The 16440-nt window shown below is 67.0% G+C and carries 16 protein-coding genes; 9 read left to right on the top strand and 7 right to left on the bottom strand.

The window, feature by feature from the left end:
* Nucleotides 1-66: 66 nt before the first annotated feature.
* Complete coding sequence (locus STE01S_RS06135) at nucleotides 67-1038, bottom strand: M48 family metallopeptidase (RefSeq protein WP_062765997.1); 972 nt, start codon at nucleotides 1036-1038, stop codon at nucleotides 67-69.
* Between the two features lie 98 nt (nucleotides 1039-1136).
* Here STE01S_RS06135 and STE01S_RS06130 point away from each other — a divergent pair, with 98 nt between their 5' ends.
* From STE01S_RS06130 to STE01S_RS06100, 7 genes are all read left to right on the top strand, one after another.
* Nucleotides 1137-2180, top strand: a complete 1044-nt coding sequence (locus tag STE01S_RS06130; RefSeq protein WP_062765994.1) for a COX15/CtaA family protein — start codon at nucleotides 1137-1139, stop codon at nucleotides 2178-2180.
* A complete protein-coding gene (locus STE01S_RS06125) occupies nucleotides 2177-2956 on the top strand; it encodes a hypothetical protein (protein ID WP_062765991.1) in 780 nt (259 codons plus the stop codon). Before STE01S_RS06130 ends, STE01S_RS06125 begins: the two co-directional genes overlap by 4 nt.
* Nucleotides 2957-3134: 178 nt before the next feature.
* Nucleotides 3135-3614 carry a 50S ribosomal protein L13 gene (gene rplM, locus STE01S_RS06120; RefSeq protein WP_003041188.1) on the top strand — a complete coding sequence of 160 codons (480 nt, stop codon included), beginning with the start codon at nucleotides 3135-3137 and terminating at the stop codon, nucleotides 3612-3614.
* On the top strand, nucleotides 3614-4111 hold the full coding sequence (gene rpsI, locus STE01S_RS06115) for a 30S ribosomal protein S9 (protein ID WP_003041184.1): 498 nt from the start codon (nucleotides 3614-3616) through the stop codon (nucleotides 4109-4111). Before rplM ends, rpsI begins: the two co-directional genes overlap by 1 nt.
* Before the next feature lie 206 nt (nucleotides 4112-4317).
* Nucleotides 4318-6501 (top strand): serine protease family protein, encoded by a 2184-nt coding sequence (locus STE01S_RS20755; protein WP_062765988.1) that lies wholly within the window; start codon nucleotides 4318-4320, stop codon nucleotides 6499-6501.
* A complete protein-coding gene (locus tag STE01S_RS20750) occupies nucleotides 6449-7804 on the top strand; it encodes an autotransporter outer membrane beta-barrel domain-containing protein (protein ID WP_062765985.1) in 1356 nt (451 codons plus the stop codon). Before STE01S_RS20755 ends, STE01S_RS20750 begins: the two co-directional genes overlap by 53 nt.
* Nucleotides 7805-7941: 137 nt before the next feature.
* Nucleotides 7942-8502, top strand: coding sequence for a type 1 glutamine amidotransferase domain-containing protein (locus STE01S_RS06100; protein WP_062765982.1), 561 nt, complete (start codon nucleotides 7942-7944; stop codon nucleotides 8500-8502).
* Here STE01S_RS06100 and STE01S_RS06095 read toward each other — a convergent pair.
* From STE01S_RS06095 to STE01S_RS06080, 4 genes are all read right to left on the bottom strand, one after another.
* A complete protein-coding gene (locus STE01S_RS06095) occupies nucleotides 8499-9542 on the bottom strand; it encodes a phosphotransferase family protein (RefSeq protein ID WP_062765979.1) in 1044 nt (347 codons plus the stop codon). The genes STE01S_RS06100 and STE01S_RS06095 overlap by 4 nt on opposite strands.
* Nucleotides 9539-10630 (bottom strand): hypothetical protein, encoded by a 1092-nt coding sequence (locus STE01S_RS06090; protein WP_255265893.1) that lies wholly within the window; start codon nucleotides 10628-10630, stop codon nucleotides 9539-9541. The genes STE01S_RS06095 and STE01S_RS06090 overlap by 4 nt, the downstream gene beginning before the upstream one ends.
* A 62-nt stretch (nucleotides 10631-10692) precedes the next feature.
* Nucleotides 10693-11538 (bottom strand): metallophosphoesterase family protein, encoded by an 846-nt coding sequence (locus tag STE01S_RS06085; RefSeq protein ID WP_003041171.1) that lies wholly within the window; start codon nucleotides 11536-11538, stop codon nucleotides 10693-10695.
* Nucleotides 11538-12368, bottom strand: a complete 831-nt coding sequence (locus tag STE01S_RS06080) for a diacylglycerol/lipid kinase family protein (RefSeq protein WP_062765977.1) — start codon at nucleotides 12366-12368, stop codon at nucleotides 11538-11540. Before STE01S_RS06080 ends, STE01S_RS06085 begins: the two co-directional genes overlap by 1 nt.
* Nucleotides 12369-12504: 136 nt before the next feature.
* Here STE01S_RS06080 and STE01S_RS06075 point away from each other — a divergent pair, with 136 nt between their 5' ends.
* Complete coding sequence (locus tag STE01S_RS06075; RefSeq protein WP_082813236.1) at nucleotides 12505-13428, top strand: alpha/beta hydrolase; 924 nt, start codon at nucleotides 12505-12507, stop codon at nucleotides 13426-13428.
* Nucleotides 13425-14207, top strand: coding sequence for a nucleotidyltransferase family protein (locus tag STE01S_RS06070; protein ID WP_062765971.1), 783 nt, complete (start codon nucleotides 13425-13427; stop codon nucleotides 14205-14207). Before STE01S_RS06075 ends, STE01S_RS06070 begins: the two co-directional genes overlap by 4 nt.
* A gap of 10 nt (nucleotides 14208-14217) precedes the next feature.
* Here the strand turns inward: STE01S_RS06070 and STE01S_RS06065 are convergent, their stop codons facing one another.
* Nucleotides 14218-15237 carry a glycosyltransferase family 2 protein gene (locus STE01S_RS06065; RefSeq protein ID WP_062765968.1) on the bottom strand — a complete coding sequence of 340 codons (1020 nt, stop codon included), beginning with the start codon at nucleotides 15235-15237 and terminating at the stop codon, nucleotides 14218-14220.
* On the bottom strand, nucleotides 15234-16319 hold the full coding sequence (locus STE01S_RS06060; protein ID WP_062765965.1) for a glycosyltransferase family 2 protein: 1086 nt from the start codon (nucleotides 16317-16319) through the stop codon (nucleotides 15234-15236). Before STE01S_RS06060 ends, STE01S_RS06065 begins: the two co-directional genes overlap by 4 nt.
* Nucleotides 16320-16440 lie beyond the last annotated feature (121 nt).

Below are 16440 nucleotides of genomic sequence, written 5' to 3'. Positions count from 1 at the left end.
CGTCGATCCTTTGATGGGGTGGGCCTTGCATGGGGTGGGAGACGCCCAGATAGGATCGACCGCCCTTTATTCCAAGGGCGGCGGCGCGCCGATGAGCGGCGGCGCGAGCGGCTGCGCCGCCGCGCGCTGCGCGTCGATCGCCCGAACCTCCCTTTCGATCGAGGCGGCGCGGTCCTGCCATCGGGGGTGAGTTCCCGCCTGAAGCAGCGGACGGCCGGCACGTTGGCCGAAAGCGGTCCAGAAGCGGACTGCTGCGCGCGGGTCATAGCCGGCATTCGCCATCAGCCAGGGCGACAGGCGATCGGCTTCGATCTCGGTCTGTTTGAAGAGCCGGGCATTGCGGCCGAACTGCTGCAATAGTCCGCGATCGACCCCCGCGGCGTCGAGCCGGGCGCGGTGCCCGAGAATATTATGCGCGAGTTCGTGCGCGATGGCCGCCGCCAGCTCGGCGTCATCCTTTGCGAATTGCGCCAGCCCTGCGGAAATGACGACGAGCCGGCCGTCGGCGGCTCCGTCGGGGCGGTCGCGGGCATCGACGCGGAAATCGGTCGCGCAGCCGACCACCGGTGCGATCCGCACCGGGGTCTTGCCGGTGTCGAGCATGGCGGGCCGGTCGCTCGGCAAGCCCGCAAACAGCGTTTCGAGCGCGGCGATGCGGGCGTAGGCGTCGCTGCCCGCGCCCTGCGGGGGCGGCGAACCGGCCAGGCCTTGCACCAGGCTCCCCGCATGGAGCCCGGCGGCGGCGGCGGGCGAGCCTGCGGCGACCGCAGCGAGGAACGGCGTGTCGGTGTTTGCGGCGCCGTAGGCGGCCTCGGCCGCCGGGCGCTGCGCGTCGGAATAGAGCCGCGGATCGCCCCACAGCCAGCCGAACTGCGGCTGGACCCGCGCGCACCATGGCGCATTGCCCGTCGTCAGGCGGTAGCCGATGGTCGCGACGCGCGCCTCGAGCGCGGCGAGCGCCGGATAGGGAGAGGGCTCGGCCATCGCGGCGGCGGGGGCGGCGATGGCAAGCAGAAGGGCGGCGGACAGGCGCAGCATGGCGCCGACTTATCAGCGCCTTTCTGTCGGAGCCATGAATTTCGCGGGGTGTCGGCGCCTCTTGCCTATCGCCCGGCAAGCGCCGATAGGGCGGGGCGATGTTGAACGCTTCGTCATCGGCCCGGCCGCTCCATCCCCGCCCCGCCGCGCTTGCGCGCTGGCTGTGGGCCGTCGCCATCCTCGTCATCATGGTCGTCGCCGTCGGCGGCATCACCCGGCTGACCGAATCGGGGCTGTCGATCACCGAATGGAAGCCCGTATCGGGCGTGCTGCCGCCGCTGACCGAGGCCGGATGGCAGGCCGAGTTCGAAAAATACAAGCAGATCCCCGAATATAAGGAGATCAACCTCGGCATGTCGCTCGCGGCCTTCAAGGGCATTTTCTTCTGGGAGTGGCTGCACCGGATCCTAGGCCGTCTGGTCGGCATGGCTTTGCTGGTGCCGCTTGCCTGGTATGCGTGGCGCCGCGCGATTCCGGCGGGCTATGGTTGGAGGCTGTTCGCGCTCGCCGCGCTCGTCGGGCTGCAGGGCGCGATCGGTTGGTGGATGGTCGCGTCGGGACTCGAATATCGCACCGATGTCAGCCATTTCCGACTGGCGACGCACCTCCTGACCGCGCTGTTCCTGCTCGCGGGGCTCGTCTGGACGGCGCGCGACCTTGCGCTGCTGGCGCGCGATCCCGGTGCGCGCCCGGCGCGCCTGACGGGCGCGGCGATTGCAGTCATTGCGATTCTGATCGTCCAGCTCCTGCTCGGCGCGTGGGTTGCCGGGCTCAATGCGGGCTATGTCGCCAGTACCTGGCCGCTGATGAACGATCATTTCGTTCCCGAAGGCATCGACTGGTCGGGCGGCACCTGGCTCGCCGTCACCAACGATCCCTTCCTCATCCATTTCCTCCATCGCTGGTGGTCGTGGGTCGCGGCGGGCGCGTTGCTGTTGCTGGCGCGCTCGCTCGCCCGGCAAGGGGCTCGGCGCGAGGCCGGTCTGCTGCTGCTGGTCGTCGCGGCGCAGATGACGCTCGGCATTCTGACGGTCGTGACCGGCGTATCGATGTGGATTGCGGTGTTGCACCAGGTGACGGGCGCCATTCTCGTCGCGACGACTGCCGCCGCGCTCCACCGGCTCGGTCGCGCAGCGGCATGATCGTCCTCGGCGCCCTGTTGCTGCTTGCGGCGCAGGCGCCGGAGCCTCCGGTCCCTTCGGAAACGCAGCAGGTTGCCGCGTTGGCGTTCGCACCGCCGCTCGATCGTCCGCTCACCTATCGCGTCGCAACGCGGCGGTTGAGCCGCGACGGCAGCTTCACCAGCTTTGCGCTCGTTTATGATTTGCGGTGGCAGCGCGTCGGGCGCGGTTATCAGTTGCTGGCGCGGATCGACCGCGTCGAGTCGGATGCGCATCCCGAAGTCGCGCGCGCGCTGCGGCTGATGATCGACCCGCTGATCGGCGAGACGCTGACCTATTTCGTCCCCGCCGACGGCAGTTCGGTCGATATGGTCGACCCCGACGGGCTGTGGCGCCGCGTCGTCGACCGGGCGCAGGCGCTTGCGGCGTCGTCGGACCGGCCCGAGGCGAAGCAGGCCGCGCAGATCATCGCCGCCTTGCCGCCAGCCGAGCGCGACAAGCTGGCGAGTGCCGACATCCGCGCCCTCGTCGTGCCCGCGAACGGCGCGATCCCGAACGGCGCCGACGGTCCGATCATGACCGTCACCGTCGCCGGTCGGCGCACCATATCGGCGAGCGAGCCGCCCGCCGCCGGCGTGGCGCAGCCGATCGAGGTCGATACGCGCTGGACGATCGATCTGGCGACCGGGCTGCTCGCCGAGGAGCGCCGCCAGAGCTTCCTGGCGACCGGAAACGCCGCCGATCGCAAGCTGGTCGAGGAGCGGATCCGGGCGCTCGAACTGAGCGATCCCGGGTGATGGTATCATAATACCCGTCAGCAAAGCCGCTCTCAGCTTGACTTTCGGTCTGTCTACCGCCATTGGCCCGCGTCGAAGCGCTGCTTGAGTCCCCTTGGGGTCGGGCGGCGCGGTTTGTTTTCGGGGTGGCGGGCCGTCCGGCCGGTCGCTCCCGTCCATCTCTGTCAAGGAGCGTGCCATGAAGGCGCTGACCAAGACGACCCAGTCGGCGAATGCCGGTACGGTCGAAAAGAAATGGGTGCTGATCGACGCCGACGGCCTGGTTGTTGGCCGCGTCGCTTCGATCATCGCCAATATCCTGCGCGGCAAGCACAAGCCGAGCTTTACCCCCCACGTCGATTGCGGCGACAATGTCATCGTCATCAACGCCGAAAAGGTGAAGTTCACCGGCAAGAAGCTGTCCGACAAGGTCTATTACAAGCACACCGGCTATGCCGGCGGCATCAAGGAAGTCACCGCCCAGAAGGTTCTGGAAGGCCGCTTCCCCGAGCGCGTGCTCGAAAAGGCCATCGAACGCATGATCCCGCGCGGCCCGCTCGGCCGCCAGCAGATGCGCAACCTGCGCATTTTCGCCGGCAGCGAACATCCGCACGAAGGGCAGAGCCCCGAAGTGATCGACGTCGCGTCGATGAACCGCAAGAACAAGGTGGGTGCATAATGGCTGACGAACAGACCATGACCGATCTCAAGGATCTCGCCGGCGCCGTCGAAGGCACCGTCGCTCCGGCCGCTCCGACGGCTCCGCTCCGCGAAAAGCAGGTCGACAAGCAGGGCCGCGCCTATGCGACCGGTCGCCGCAAGGACGCCGTCGCCCGCGTGTGGGTCAAGCCCGGCACGGGCAAGATCACCGTCAACGGCCGCGACCAGGAAGTCTATTTCGCGCGCCCGACGCTGCGCCTCGTCATCAACCAGCCCTTCGGCCTGACCGAACGCGCCGGCCAGTATGACGTCGTCGCGACCGTCAAGGGCGGCGGCCTGTCGGGCCAGGCAGGTGCCGTTCTGCACGGCATCGCGCAGGCGCTGACCCGCTTCGAACCGGCGCTTCGCGGCACGGTCAAGGCGGCCGGCTTCCTGACCCGCGACAGCCGCGCGGTCGAGCGCAAGAAGTACGGCAAGGCGAAGGCCCGCCGCAGCTTCCAGTTCTCGAAGCGCTAAGTTTCTTCCGCCGACGGGCGGAGAAAAGGAGGGCGGTCCGGCGACGGGCCGCCCTTTTTGCATAGTGCTCGCCTTGGCCGGGGACTGCCTCCGATATGGCTAAAGCCCGGTAAACAAACATTGCCATATTTGCGACGGCGGTTATTCTGCCTCCATGCCATTCGATCCCGACCCGGATCGGATGACGATGAATCAGGGGGTAGAAAATGCAATCTTATCCGATCTCGCGGCGCGCGCGCCGCGGTATGCTTCTCGCGTCCGTCTGCGCTGCCGGCATTTTTCAGGCTGCACCCGTTTCGGCACAGGTCGAAGCAAGCGCGGTTCCGGTGGCCGGTACCGGCTTTATCGATGCCGTCGCGCCCGAATCGCAAGACAGCGGCCTGAACATCACCCAGGCGGGTGCCTACACTGTCAAGGTTTCGCCCGAGCCCGACATCCTGATCGCCAACCCCGGAACGACGGTGAGTGCGCGCGATCCGAACAATGTGACGGGGATCGGCCAGATGATCATCGATCAGGGCGGCGGCTTCGTCGGCCTGTGCACCGGCACCCTCATCAATCCGCGCACCGTGATTTTTGCCGCGCACTGCGTCAATGAGGCGCCCGGTACCGACTATGGCGCGGCGACGGGCGGAATCCCCATCGGCTTCGGCTTCGAAAACAACCTGCGCGCCAACGCGCCGGGGGAAACTGACGAATTGATCCGTTGGCTGTTCGGCGGTGCCGACGGCACGGGGCAGTATGAAACGAATACCGCGCAATCCTTCTACAACGTCAACCATGTCGCCTATAATCCCTATTCGCTCGAGCCGGATGCGCAGAGTTTCCTCTATGGCGACGTCGCGCTCGCAACGCTCGACACGCCGGCGGCCGATGTTCCCACCTGGGCGCTGCTCTTCTCGCCGCTGCCCGCAACCGACGTCACGGCGGACGGGACCGGCTATAATGTCGGCATCTACGGGTACGGCAGCGTCGGAACGGGCGAAACCGGCCAGACGGGCGGTTCCGATTTCCGTCGCCGCGCCGCCGAAAACATCCTCGGCGCCCTGACCGACCTCGAAACCTTCGAAGGCTTTTTGTTCGGCGGAGCCCCCAATGGGTTGACCCAGAATCTCTATTTCCTCGACTTCGACGATCCGCGTCGCGGCTTTTCGGGCGCGAGCGTGTTCGATTTCAACGCGTTCCGTGACAATGCGCGCACCGCAGAGGACGGCACGCCGACCGAAGGCATCACGGCCCCCGGCGATTCGGGCGGGCCGCTGATTCTGCAGAATTTCTCGAAGCAGTTGGTGATCGGCGTGCTGTCGGGCGGCTATTCGCGTTTCTTTAACGGTCAGGCGCCCTATAGCTATGGCGCCGTCAGCTTTTATCAGCCGCTCTACCTCTATTGGGACTGGATCGCGGAAAACAATCCCTATCACTATGTCGGGACGAAAACCGGAAACGGACAGTGGACCGATGCCAATCATTGGGTTTCGACGCTCGACCCCGCCTATATGATCCTGTCCGGCGGTCAGCCCGTTAACGGCATTCCGACGACGCCGGGTGAGCAGATTTTCGGGACCGACGGGGACTTCGGTCAGATCTGTTACCAGACGACAGACCTCAGCGACTGTTACGACACCTCGACGGGCGTCGAAACGGTGACGGGCGATCCGATCGGGACGGCTGGCAATAACGCCGGTCAGGGGCAGGTCACGGCCGCCGGCGGGTTCATCGACGGCATTGCACCCGAAGCGCAGGCCGATGGGACGGGGACGGTTCTGCCGTCCGCCACGCTGGCCAACGGACTGCCGGGCGCGACCGGTTTCGTGCCCGACAATTCGGACCCCGACAACACCGCGGGCACCGCGGCGCGCTATTTCGACGTGACGCTGGCAGCAGCGGGAACGACGACGCTCTCGGGCGCCGATATCACCATCGACCGTCTGACCATCGGGACTGCCGACGCGGGTTTGGTCATCGCAAGCGGCGCATCGCTCACCACGCTGATGAACACGACGCAATTTGCAGGGCTCAATCAGGTCGACGGCACGTTGACGACGATCGGCGACTATAGCCTGATGGGCGGCGGCCTGCTCGGTTCGGGGCGGATCAATGCGCCCTATCTGACCAGCGTCACCGGCCAGATCGCACCCGGCACGACCACGACCGTCGGGACGCTGACCGTCGGGGGCAATCTGGTGCTTGCATCGGGCAGTCAGTTGTTCGTCAATCTGGGTGACGGCACGTCCGATCTGCTGTCGGTTGTCGCGAACGGCACGTCGCTCGGCACGGCCGACCTTGGCGGTTCGGTGGTTTTCTCGCCGGCCAGCGGCTATTCGGTCAAGGCGGGCGATGGAATATGTCTTCCTGACCGCGGAAGGCGGAATTACAGGGACATTCGATAATGTCGCCAATATTTCCGCAATCCTGACGCCCACGCTGACTTACGGTCCCGCGTCGGTCACGGTGGCGATCGACGCCGGTCTCTACGAAGATGTGGTCAGCGGCGCGTCGCCCGTTCAGCAGGCTTATGCGCAACTGCTCGACAATTCGCGCGGTGCGGCAGCTCTTTCGGGACTTTACGGCCCGCTCGACATGCAAAGCGCAGCGACGATCCAGGCGACGCTCGACAGCTGGGCGCCGCGGACCGAAACGTTGCGCGGTTCGCTTGCGACCGTCGCCGTCGACAATATGGCGCGCTTTACCCGCGACCGGCTCCAGCGGCTCGATGAAGCCAGCATGGGTGGAACGCTGGCCTATATCGGCCGACCCATGCAGCTTGCTGCGCTCAACATGACAGCGGCGGGTGCCGACAGCGCTGCGGTGCGCAGCGATTCGGCGCCGATGACGGTCGAACAGGGCAAGCTGCCCGACGACATGAGCGGCTTCCTTGCCGGCGGTTATCTGGACGGCGACAGCCGTGCGATGGCTACGGCGGTTCCGGCGGCCGGCCGCGATCAATTCGACGGCTTCTACCTTGCGGGCGGCGTTGAAAAGGCGGTCGGCGACGGCAGTCTGGTCGGCTTCTCGCTCAGTTACACCGACGTCAAGGGTAACACCGCGGTCGCCGGCCAGTCGGCGAAGGGCACGCTGGTCCAGGGTACGCTCTACGGCAAGACCCGCTTCGCCGGCGGTGTCGAGCTTGCCGCGCAGGCGAGCGCCGGTGCCTTCGGATCGAAGACCACGCGCATCGCCGATCTGGTCGGCACGCCTTATACGCTGACCGGCGAAGACAGTTCGCTTGTCGTGTCGGGCGAGGTCAGCCTGGCAAAGATGTTCGATGCCGGTTCGATGGAAGTCGGTCCGCGCGCGGCGCTACGCGCCACGCATATCGGCTTCTCCAAATATAAGGAAACGGGCGGTGTTCCGGCGCTCGTCTATGATCGCGACAGCGTGGACAGCGTGCAGGCGCGCGCCGGGCTCGCCCTGTCGGGTAAGGCCGGCAGCAGGATTCAGCCTTATCTAAACGCCGATTATGTGCATGAATTCAAGGATGCGCCGGCGGCTTTCGGAGCGAATTTCGTCGGCGGGCTAGGCCCCAATGCTATCTTCGGTTTGGCGGGTACCGACAAGGATTGGGCCGAAGTCGGCGCCGGGCTGACGCTGTCGACCGGCAATGTCGACCTCTCGATCGGCGCCGACACGACGATCGGTCGCAAGGACGTGTCGAACCAGAGCTATCGCGGTTCGGTGACTTTCCACTTTTGACGCGCACCCACGTCAGCGATGCAGAGGGGGCGGTCCGGCGACGGGCCGCCCTTTTTGCGTGGTGCTTTCTAAGCGCCGACTGCAACATCGGGCGATGGCGGCGCGTTGGCTTGGCACAGCATCGAAGGAGAAAGCCCATGCCGAACGCCGCATCGCTTACCGGTCGCCAGATATTGATCATGGCGACCGATGGTTTCGAACAGTCCGAACTCGAAGTGCCGTTGAAACAGCTTGAGGACGCGGGCGCCGACGTAAGCATCGCGTCGCTGCGGACGGACGAAATTCGCGGCTGGGATGGCAGCGACTGGGGCAACAAGGTCGCGGTCGATCGTCTGATCAAGGACGTCGATGTCGAAGATTATGACGCGCTGGTGCTCCCGGGCGGGCAGATCAATCCCGATCTGCTGCGCGTAGAGGACGCGGCGATCGACCTGATCCGCGCCTTCGCCAAGGCGGGTAAGCCGATCGCCGCCATCTGCCATGCGCCATGGCTTCTGATAGAGGCCGGACTGGCCGAAGGTCGTCGGATGACCGGTTACAAGTCGATCCGCACCGACATCGGCAATGCCGGTGCAAGGCTGCTCGACGAAGCCGTGGTCGTCGATCGCGGGATCATCACGAGCCGCTGCCCCGACGACCTCGACGCCTTTTGTGCTGCGATCGTCGAAGCGGTGGTCGACAGCCGCGTCGCCACCTAGAGAAGGTCGAGGCTGCCGAGCGCGATCGCCTGCCGCGCGGGGCGCTCGGCCATCACCGCGAACATTTCGTCGCCGCGTTCGGTGCGCTCGACATTCATCGATGCGAACACCGCCATGAAATATCCGCTCAGCGCGCCGACGCGATAATCGTCCCACAATCCCGCCTCGTCGGGTTCCACGCCGCGCGCGCGCAGCGCAGAGATCCAGGCGTCGAAGGCGGCGCGATCGGCGGCCGCGCGTTCGGCGGGATCGGCGATGCTCGTCCCCACCAGATAGGCGATGTCGGTCGCGCCGCTGCCACGGCCCAATGTCTGCCAGTCGACCAGCCAGCAACGCGCTCCATCGGGGGCGAAGAGGATATTGTCGATGCGCAAGTCGCCGTGAACGATCGTGCGCGCGGCCGGCGTGCGCGTCAGATAGGCGTCGAGACGATCGACGATCCCGGCGCCGAGATCGAGCGCGTCGCGGTCGAGCCGACCCGCGTATCGCTCGCGAAACCCCTCAAAGAGTCCGGGAAACAGCGCGCGGACGAGTTGGCTCGTGTCGCGGTTCAGCCATGGCAGCGCGTCCGCGCGGGCGTCGTTCCATAACAGCGCGTGCAGCCCCGCCGCGGCGTCGATGCACGGCGCGAGCCCGGCAAGACCGAGGCCGGCGAGCTGGTCGCCCTGCCGTGCCGGCGCGAGGTCGGAGAGGAGCAGGATGAAGTCGACGTCATTGTCCGCAATATCGGCATGGTAGCAGTGCGGCGCCGCGACGCCGCTGCCCGCTGCCAGTTCGCGATACCAGCTCACCTCCTTGACATAGGTGGCGGTGAGCGCCGCGATATTGCGGCTTGCCTCGTCATGGCTCGGGCATTTTGCGACGATCGTTGGGGGCAGCCCGGTGCCGTCCGCCCAATCGAGTGTGAGGCGGAAGCTGTCGCACATCTGCCCGGTGCCGATGGCGGCAGCGCTAAAGCCTTTGAGCGCGCCCTTGGGCTGACCCAGCTTGTCGGCGATCCAGTCGGCCGTCATCGCCTGCGGCGCGGTCGGAAAGCTCATGCAGCGGGATCCATCAGGCCGGTCAATCCGGTCGGGCTGTGCGGTCCGACGAACAATTGTTCGAGCACCCCGACGCCGTGGTGGGACCGTCCGCCATCGATCAGTTCCGCAGTCACGAAAGCCTGGATGTGCATCGCCAGCGGATTGCCCCAGCCGCGCTCGGCCTCGGTCAGCCGGTCATGCGCGACGGCAAGCTCGGCGCCATGATCGAGCCCGTGGCCCCAGACGGGATGCGTGTAGCCGAGCCCGCTCATGGCGAACACCGGACCCGCCGGGGTCAGGGTCAGGGCGCGGCCGCCGCCGAGATCGGCGGTCATTTGCGCGATCCGGCGCGTCCCGCTCTGCCAGTCGATAGCAAAGCCGGGCGCATCGAAATGGCGTTCGGTCCCGTCGTCGCCGCTGATCACGCCGCGCCGGTTCCATGGCGCGCCGACACCATCGTCATTGCTGTGGAAGAAGAGCGATGCGGCGTCGAAATTGCAGGGCGTCCAGAGCCAGAAGAACTGGTTGAAATTGCCCTCCGGCGGCGGCTGCGGTTCGGCGGCACCGACCGGCCGCACCCCCCAGCTCCGGTCGCGGGTACCCGTCCACCCCGCGCCAAGATCGGTGCGCGCGCCGTCAACCGAAAGCCATCCCGACCAGCGGCCGTTCTGCGTCATCCGCGTATAGTCCATGAACAGACGCGTGCCGTTGCGGCGGATGAAGCGCGGCTCCTCGATCGGAAAATGCCGTCCGGTGAACGTCAGTTCGGCGGCCAGCGGTCCATCGCCGGCGGCGATCCGCAGCGTCACTTTTTGCAGCGGTTCGTCGATCGCGATGGCGATGGGGCCGACCGACAGGTCGAGCCGTTCGCCGCCCGAACGACGGCTGGCGCGCAGATTATGCTGCACCCCCTCGGCGATCACGCAAAAGCTGGCATCGACGATGCCGAGCTGGGGGTAAAACCCCATCGCGGCGGCGAAAAAGACGCTGCCGTCCGCGCTGTAGCCGTTGAAGAAATAGCGGTCGTAGAAGTTGCGGTCGGTCCCGGCGAACGCAATCGGCTCGCTGGTCTGGTGCAACGGATAATCGTCGCCTTTTGTCAGCATGATCCTCATCCCGTTTTTTTGTGCAACCTAACGGGACGCGGCACTGCGTCAATCCCGATGCGTCAATGGACGGGCGGATCGGTCGGCGGCACCGCGCCGACGGGTGCAATGGGCTCGCCGGGTTCGCGTGGCGGCCGCGCGTCGGGCGGTATGGCGTCGATCAGCATGTCGGGCGTCGGGACCCGCGCCAGATTGCGGACGCGGACCGAAATCTCCCCGCCGCGAATACGCAATTCGTTGAAGCTCGGCGGCGTCGACCGGATCCGGCGCGACAGGGTGCCGGCACCGATCATGCGGATGGGCCCCGCGGGGGTGTCGGCGATCAGATCGAAGGCGTCATGGACATGCCCGGTCAGCACGGCGGCGACGCCGCGATCGGCGAGGGCGGCAAGCGCCGCCGCACCGCCACGGGTCAGCGCGCGCCCCTTGGTCCCCGCTTCGACGAGCGGGTGGTGCGCCGTCACCAGCACCTGCGTCCCGCGCGGCAGGGCGTCGATCGCCGCGAGTGTGCGGGCGAGCGCCTTGCGCGTCACCCAGCCTTTCGACCAGTCGAGCCGCCATTGCGCCCGCGCCGTGGTCTTCAGCGGAACGACGGCCAGATTGCGAAAGTCGAGCTCGCGTTCGACCAGCGCCTCGATCCGCCGAATCCGGCGATAAGGGTGCAGGAACCGCGCGACCGGGTTGAAATAAGGCAGGTCGTGGTTGCCGACTTCGACCGTCACAGGCAGGTCGAGCGCCATGATCCAATCGCACGCGGCGGCGAATTCGCGGCTCCGCGCCCGCATCGTCAGATCGCCGGTTATCAACACCGCGTCGGGCTGTTCGCGGCGAACGCATTCGCGGAACCAGGCGAGCGCGTCGCGATCTTCGAGCCCGAAGTGCAGGTCGCTGATGTGGAACAGGCGCATCAGGCGGTCGCGATGAAGTCGAGCGCGCTCTGCCCGATCGAAAAGCGGGCGGGCGAGGGGATTTCGGCCAGTTCGCCGTCATATTCGAGCGCGATGATGCGATCGCTTTCGAGAATGATTGTTTCCGCGGTCGCGACGCGCTCGTGCGGACCATCGCGAAAATCGCCGCCGAGCCATGCGAGCCCGTGGCGCAGCACATCGCCCGTGGCGTCCGCCACTATGCCGTCGGCGGTAATGCCGTCACGGGTCGGGGTCAGGATGATCGCCGGATAGGCGGCGCCCGATCCCGCGACCTGCACCCCGGGGGCGTTGAGCATTTCCTCGAGCGCATCGGGCGCTTCGCGGCTCGCTTCGATCAGCCCCTGGCTGCGCATCGTTTCGCGGACCTCGGCCCAGCGTGTCGCCGGCCCCGCGACGACTGTGATGAACGCTTCGCGCGCCGCCGACCGGATGGTCGGGACCGGGGCGCGCCGCCCGCCGCTCACCAGCGCGCGCTCCAGAATGGCGGGGGCCGGATGGTCGCCATGCAAATGTTTCGACAGGAGGTTCAGCGTGCCACCGGGCAGCGGCAACAGTGGGCCGTGCCAGCCTTCGCAACCGGTCGCTGCGGCGTTGATCGTCCCGTCGCCGGTCCACACGATCAGCAGATCGATGGCGCTTGCGCGCAGCGCGGCGGCGTCGGGCAGATCGTCCTTCGGCAGGATGAAGCTTTCCGCAACGGACGCGCCGGCGGCTGCGCACGCGTCGATCAATTGGCGGTGGATGCTCTCGTCATAGCTGCCGCTCCGGTCGTTGCAGATCAGGGCGGGGCGCGAAAAGGGGCTGGTCATGCCCGCCCAACGCACGACGCGCGAAAAGGTAACGCGCACGGCGCTTGTTCGCGCTCGCCGACGGCTGTAGGGCGCGGAGACGGGCCGGGTCGCGGGGTGAGGCATGGCGGATCGGACGGTCAGGGAACAGCGGCGGTTGATCAAATTCCTTCTTCTCATCGGCTTGCTCGTGCTGCTGTTCGGCGGCGGAGCCAGGGCGATCGTTGCGGGCGGTGCCAAGTCGCTCGACCTTGCCGACAAGCTGCTCGGCAGCGGCAAGGGCGCGCGCCTGCTCCTTGCGGACCAGCCCCATGGCCGCGGCGTGCGGCAATCGCTCGATATCTGGGTGCCCGAACAGGCGCAGGCGGGCGACCGGCTGCCGGTCGTGGTCTTCTTCTATGGCGGCGGCTGGGGCAGCGGTGAACGGCAAAGCTACGGCTTCGCCGGCCGGGCGCTGGCCAACCAGGGCTTCGTCGTCGTGATCCCCGATTACCGGCTGGTCCCCAAGGCGCATTGGCCCGACTTTCTGGAGGACGCCGCGGCGGCGGTCGCGTGGACCCACCGCCACGTCGGCGAACTGGGCGGCGATCCCGATCGCATCGCGCTGATGGGCCATTCGGCGGGTGCCTATAATGCGGTGATGCTCGCGCTCGATCCGGTATGGATGCGCGCGGCCAAGAGCGACGCGTCGGTGATCCGCGGCGTTGCGGGCCTCGCGGGTCCCTATGATTTCCTGCCGTTCGAAAAGGGCGGCATGGCCGACCGTGCGATGGGCAAGGTGGGCCCGCCCGAAAAGACGCAGCCGATCCACTATGCGCGCGGCGATGCGCCGCCGCTATGGCTGGCGAGCGGCGACGAGGACGAGACGGTGCGCCCGCGCAACAGCCAGAACCTCGCCGCGGCGATCGAGCGGCTGGGCGGATCGGCGACGCTGCGCGTCTATCCGGGCATGGGCCACACCGGCATCGTCATGGCGCTTGCGGCCCCCTTTCGCGCGAAAGGGCCGGTGCTCGACGAGGCCACCGACTTTCTGCGCGGCGTGACGGCGCGCCGGGTCGCGCCTGCGGCGGGGGCGCCATGACAGCTCCGACGCCCGGTCCGATCTCTGCCATCGTCCTCGCCGGAAGCCGCCCCGGTCCCGACCCGCTGCTGACCGGCAGCGGCGTATCGACCAAGGCGCTGCTGCCGGTCGGCGGACGGCCGATGCTTGTCCATGTCATCGCCGCGCTGCGTGCCGCGCCCGAGGTGGGCGCGATCCGGGTGCTTGCGCAGAACAGCGCCGAACTGGCGCGCGAGCCCATGTTGGCGGCCGTGCCCGACCTGCACTTTGCCGATTCGGGACAGGGGATCAGCGCTTCGCTCGCTGCTGCACTGCCCGAAGGCGACGCGCCGGTGCTGGTGACGACGGCCGACAATGTGCTGCTGACGCCCGCGATGATCGCCGAATTCCTCGCCGGCGCAGCGGGCAGCGATGTCGCAGTTGCGATGGTCGAGCGGCGCGTGCTGCTCGCGCGCTACCCCGAATCGCGGCGGACCTGGCTCAAATTTCGTCGCGGCTGGTGGTCGGGCGCCAATCTCTTTCGCCTGCGCGGGCAGCGCGTGCTGCCGCTGCTCGACTTTTGGGGACGGATCGAACGCGACCGCAAGAAGGGGCTGAAGATCGTTGCCGCCTTCGGACCGTGGCTGCTCGCGGGGGCTTTGCTGCGGCTGTTCACGATCCAGGGCGGCGTCGCCCGCGCCGGGCGCCGCTTCGGCCTCGCCGCGCGCGTGGTGCCGATGTCCGACGCCGAAGCCTGTATCGACGCCGACAAGCCGTCGGACGTGACGCTGATCGAGCGCATTCTGGCCCAGCGTGGCTAGGGCCGGGCTCCTAAGCTGCCAGACGCACAAAAAGCGCCAGAACGAACCAGCGCCCGAATTTTCGATGCTGTCGGTGCGTGCGGAGCAGCGCCGCAAAAGGCAGCGGCGACGCCGCCTCGGTGAGATCGCGGTAGCGTCGCAGCTCGCGGCGCAGCGCCTGCCACGGCATCCGGCCGGCGCGCGTGCTGACGAGACGCCAGCCGATTTTCGTATATTCCTTCGCGCAAAATTGGGCGAGGCAGTAGCGCATGTCATCGTGCATGGCGGGCAGACCGGCCGTCACCGCCGCCATGATGTCCGCCAGGACCGCTGTCAGCGCGTCATTGCCAGCCGTGTCGAAATGTCCTGCCGTGCGGGTCGCGAGCCCGGTCAGGCTGCCCTCTCGCACACGGTAGTCGATCCACGGCGCGGGCTCGTAATAATGACTGCGCACCGTCAAGAACAGATGCGGTACGACGGCCATATCCTCAAAGCAGGCGAGGGGCGGAAAGCGCAGATCATGCCATAGGTTGCGGCGCGCGATCTTGGTCCACAAATGCATCCGGCGGCGCGCGAACAGGCCATGAAGCAACGCTTCGCGGTCGGTCACGATGCGGCGCGCAGGTCCCGTGAAAGCCGCCTCGTCGCGGCCCCGCTTGCGATAATCGCAAAGGACCAGATCGGGTGCATCGCGCATGACGATCGCGTGCAGCGCGGCGATCGCGCCGGGAAGCAGCAGGTCGTCGGCATCGATAAACCAGACATAATCGCCCTTCGCCAAGTCGAGCAGGCGATTGCGCGCCGCGGCGACGCCGCCGTTTTCCGCCTGCCGATGTAAGCTTGCCGCGGGTCCGATCTCTGCGCAGATCCGCGCGCCGATCGCGTCCGATCCGTCGGTCGACCAATCGTCAAGAAGCAGCAGTTCCACTCCCGCCGCCGGAAGCTGCGCGGCGATCGAGGCAAGCGTCTCGGCCAGATAGGGCGCGACGTTGAAGACTGGCATGAGAATGCTGAGCCACGGCCCTTTGCCGTCCGCCGCGTCGTCGTTCACCCGGCATCGTCCGCTTGTGCCAACCACAGGCAGGCGGATAGTATCACCGCGCGCGGCAAGCGCCCGCGGCTTCGGTAAAGGCGCGCGAGCGTCGCAAAAGCGATCGGCGATTCCGCGTCCATCATGCCGCGGTAGCGGGCGAGCTTGCGGCGCAGGTCGCGCCAGGGCATGCGAAAGGCGCTGCTCGACAGCAGCCGCCAGCAGATTTTGGTGAACTCCTTCGCCCAGAAATGCGCGATATGGTGTCGGGTGACGTCGCTCATGGCGGGGAGCGCGTCGCGCGTCGCTGCGTCGAAGCCGGCCAGGCTCATTGCCAGATCGTCGTTCCGGCAATCGTCGAAGCGTCCCCGCGACCGGCGCAGCGCCCCCATGATGCTGTCGGGACGGTCGCGATAGCGCACCCAGGCCTCGGCTGCGTGATAATGGGTGCGGGCACGAAGCAGCAGCCACGGCGTCGTCGCGATATCTTCGAAGCATCGTCCGGCGGGGAAACGCAGGTCGTCGCTCCAGAGCGACCGGCGCGCGATCTTGCTCCAGCTATGCAGCCGCCGCCGCGCAAAAACGCCTTGCAGCAATGCCTCCCGATCGGCGCTGGGCCGACCGGACGGGCCGGCGAAACTGCTCAGATGCCGGCCGCCGCGCTCGTAATCGCAAAGGACAAGATCGGGCGCTTCGCGGTCGATAATAGCCCGGAGCCTGGCGATCGCGCCCGGCATGACTTCATCGTCGGAATCGACGAACCAGATATAATCGCCCCGCGCCGCATCGAGCATCGTATTGCGCGCCGCGCTCAATCCGGCGTTGCTGGGATGGCGCATCAGCCGGACTTGCGGGTGCGACTGCGGGCAGATCTCGCTACACAGCCCGAGCGAGCCATCGGTCGAAGCGTCGTCGAGCAGGATCACCTCCACCCCAACCGGCGGGAGCTGCGGCAACAGCGACGCCAGGCAATCGCGCAGATAAGGCTCGACATTATAGACGGGGATCAGGATGCTCAGCCACGGGCGCTCGCTGCATGGCGCACCGCCTGCGGTTCCCCCTTCGATCTGTGCGGACAGACCCACGCGCATTCCCGTTTCCATTCCCGAACGCCTCTGCCCCGCCCCGCGTTACTAGATCAGCGGAGCGAAAGGGAAGTCGTTTTCCGTCGATTTGGCTGTGCAAATGGATGGAAAACGACGCCAAAGGCGATATAGGCCGCGC

Origin of the sequence: Sphingopyxis terrae subsp. terrae NBRC 15098 (assembly GCF_001598815.1) — a bacterium.
Taxonomy (GTDB): Bacteria; Pseudomonadota; Alphaproteobacteria; order Sphingomonadales; family Sphingomonadaceae; genus Sphingopyxis; species Sphingopyxis terrae.
The sequence above is the reverse complement of the archived record's forward strand: the minus strand, read 5'-3'. Positions and strand labels throughout refer to the sequence as shown.

Coding starts and splice junctions, on each gene's coding strand:
- STE01S_RS06135 (WP_062765997.1), bottom strand. CDS start 1,038: ATGCTGCGCCTGTCCGCCGCCCTTCTGCTTGCCATCGCCGCCCCCGCC.
- STE01S_RS06130 (WP_062765994.1), top strand. CDS start 1,137: ATGTTGAACGCTTCGTCATCGGCCCGGCCGCTCCATCCCCGCCCCGCC.
- STE01S_RS06125 (WP_062765991.1), top strand. CDS start 2,177: ATGATCGTCCTCGGCGCCCTGTTGCTGCTTGCGGCGCAGGCGCCGGAG.
- rplM (WP_003041188.1), top strand. CDS start 3,135: ATGAAGGCGCTGACCAAGACGACCCAGTCGGCGAATGCCGGTACGGTC.
- rpsI (WP_003041184.1), top strand. CDS start 3,614: ATGGCTGACGAACAGACCATGACCGATCTCAAGGATCTCGCCGGCGCC.
- STE01S_RS20755 (WP_062765988.1), top strand. CDS start 4,318: ATGCAATCTTATCCGATCTCGCGGCGCGCGCGCCGCGGTATGCTTCTC.
- STE01S_RS20750 (WP_062765985.1), top strand. CDS start 6,449: ATGGAATATGTCTTCCTGACCGCGGAAGGCGGAATTACAGGGACATTC.
- STE01S_RS06100 (WP_062765982.1), top strand. CDS start 7,942: ATGCCGAACGCCGCATCGCTTACCGGTCGCCAGATATTGATCATGGCG.
- STE01S_RS06095 (WP_062765979.1), bottom strand. CDS start 9,542: ATGAGCTTTCCGACCGCGCCGCAGGCGATGACGGCCGACTGGATCGCC.
- STE01S_RS06090 (WP_255265893.1), bottom strand. CDS start 10,630: ATGCTGACAAAAGGCGACGATTATCCGTTGCACCAGACCAGCGAGCCG.
- STE01S_RS06085 (WP_003041171.1), bottom strand. CDS start 11,538: ATGCGCCTGTTCCACATCAGCGACCTGCACTTCGGGCTCGAAGATCGC.
- STE01S_RS06080 (WP_062765977.1), bottom strand. CDS start 12,368: ATGACCAGCCCCTTTTCGCGCCCCGCCCTGATCTGCAACGACCGGAGC.
- STE01S_RS06070 (WP_062765971.1), top strand. CDS start 13,425: ATGACAGCTCCGACGCCCGGTCCGATCTCTGCCATCGTCCTCGCCGGA.
- STE01S_RS06060 (WP_062765965.1), bottom strand. CDS start 16,319: ATGGAAACGGGAATGCGCGTGGGTCTGTCCGCACAGATCGAAGGGGGA.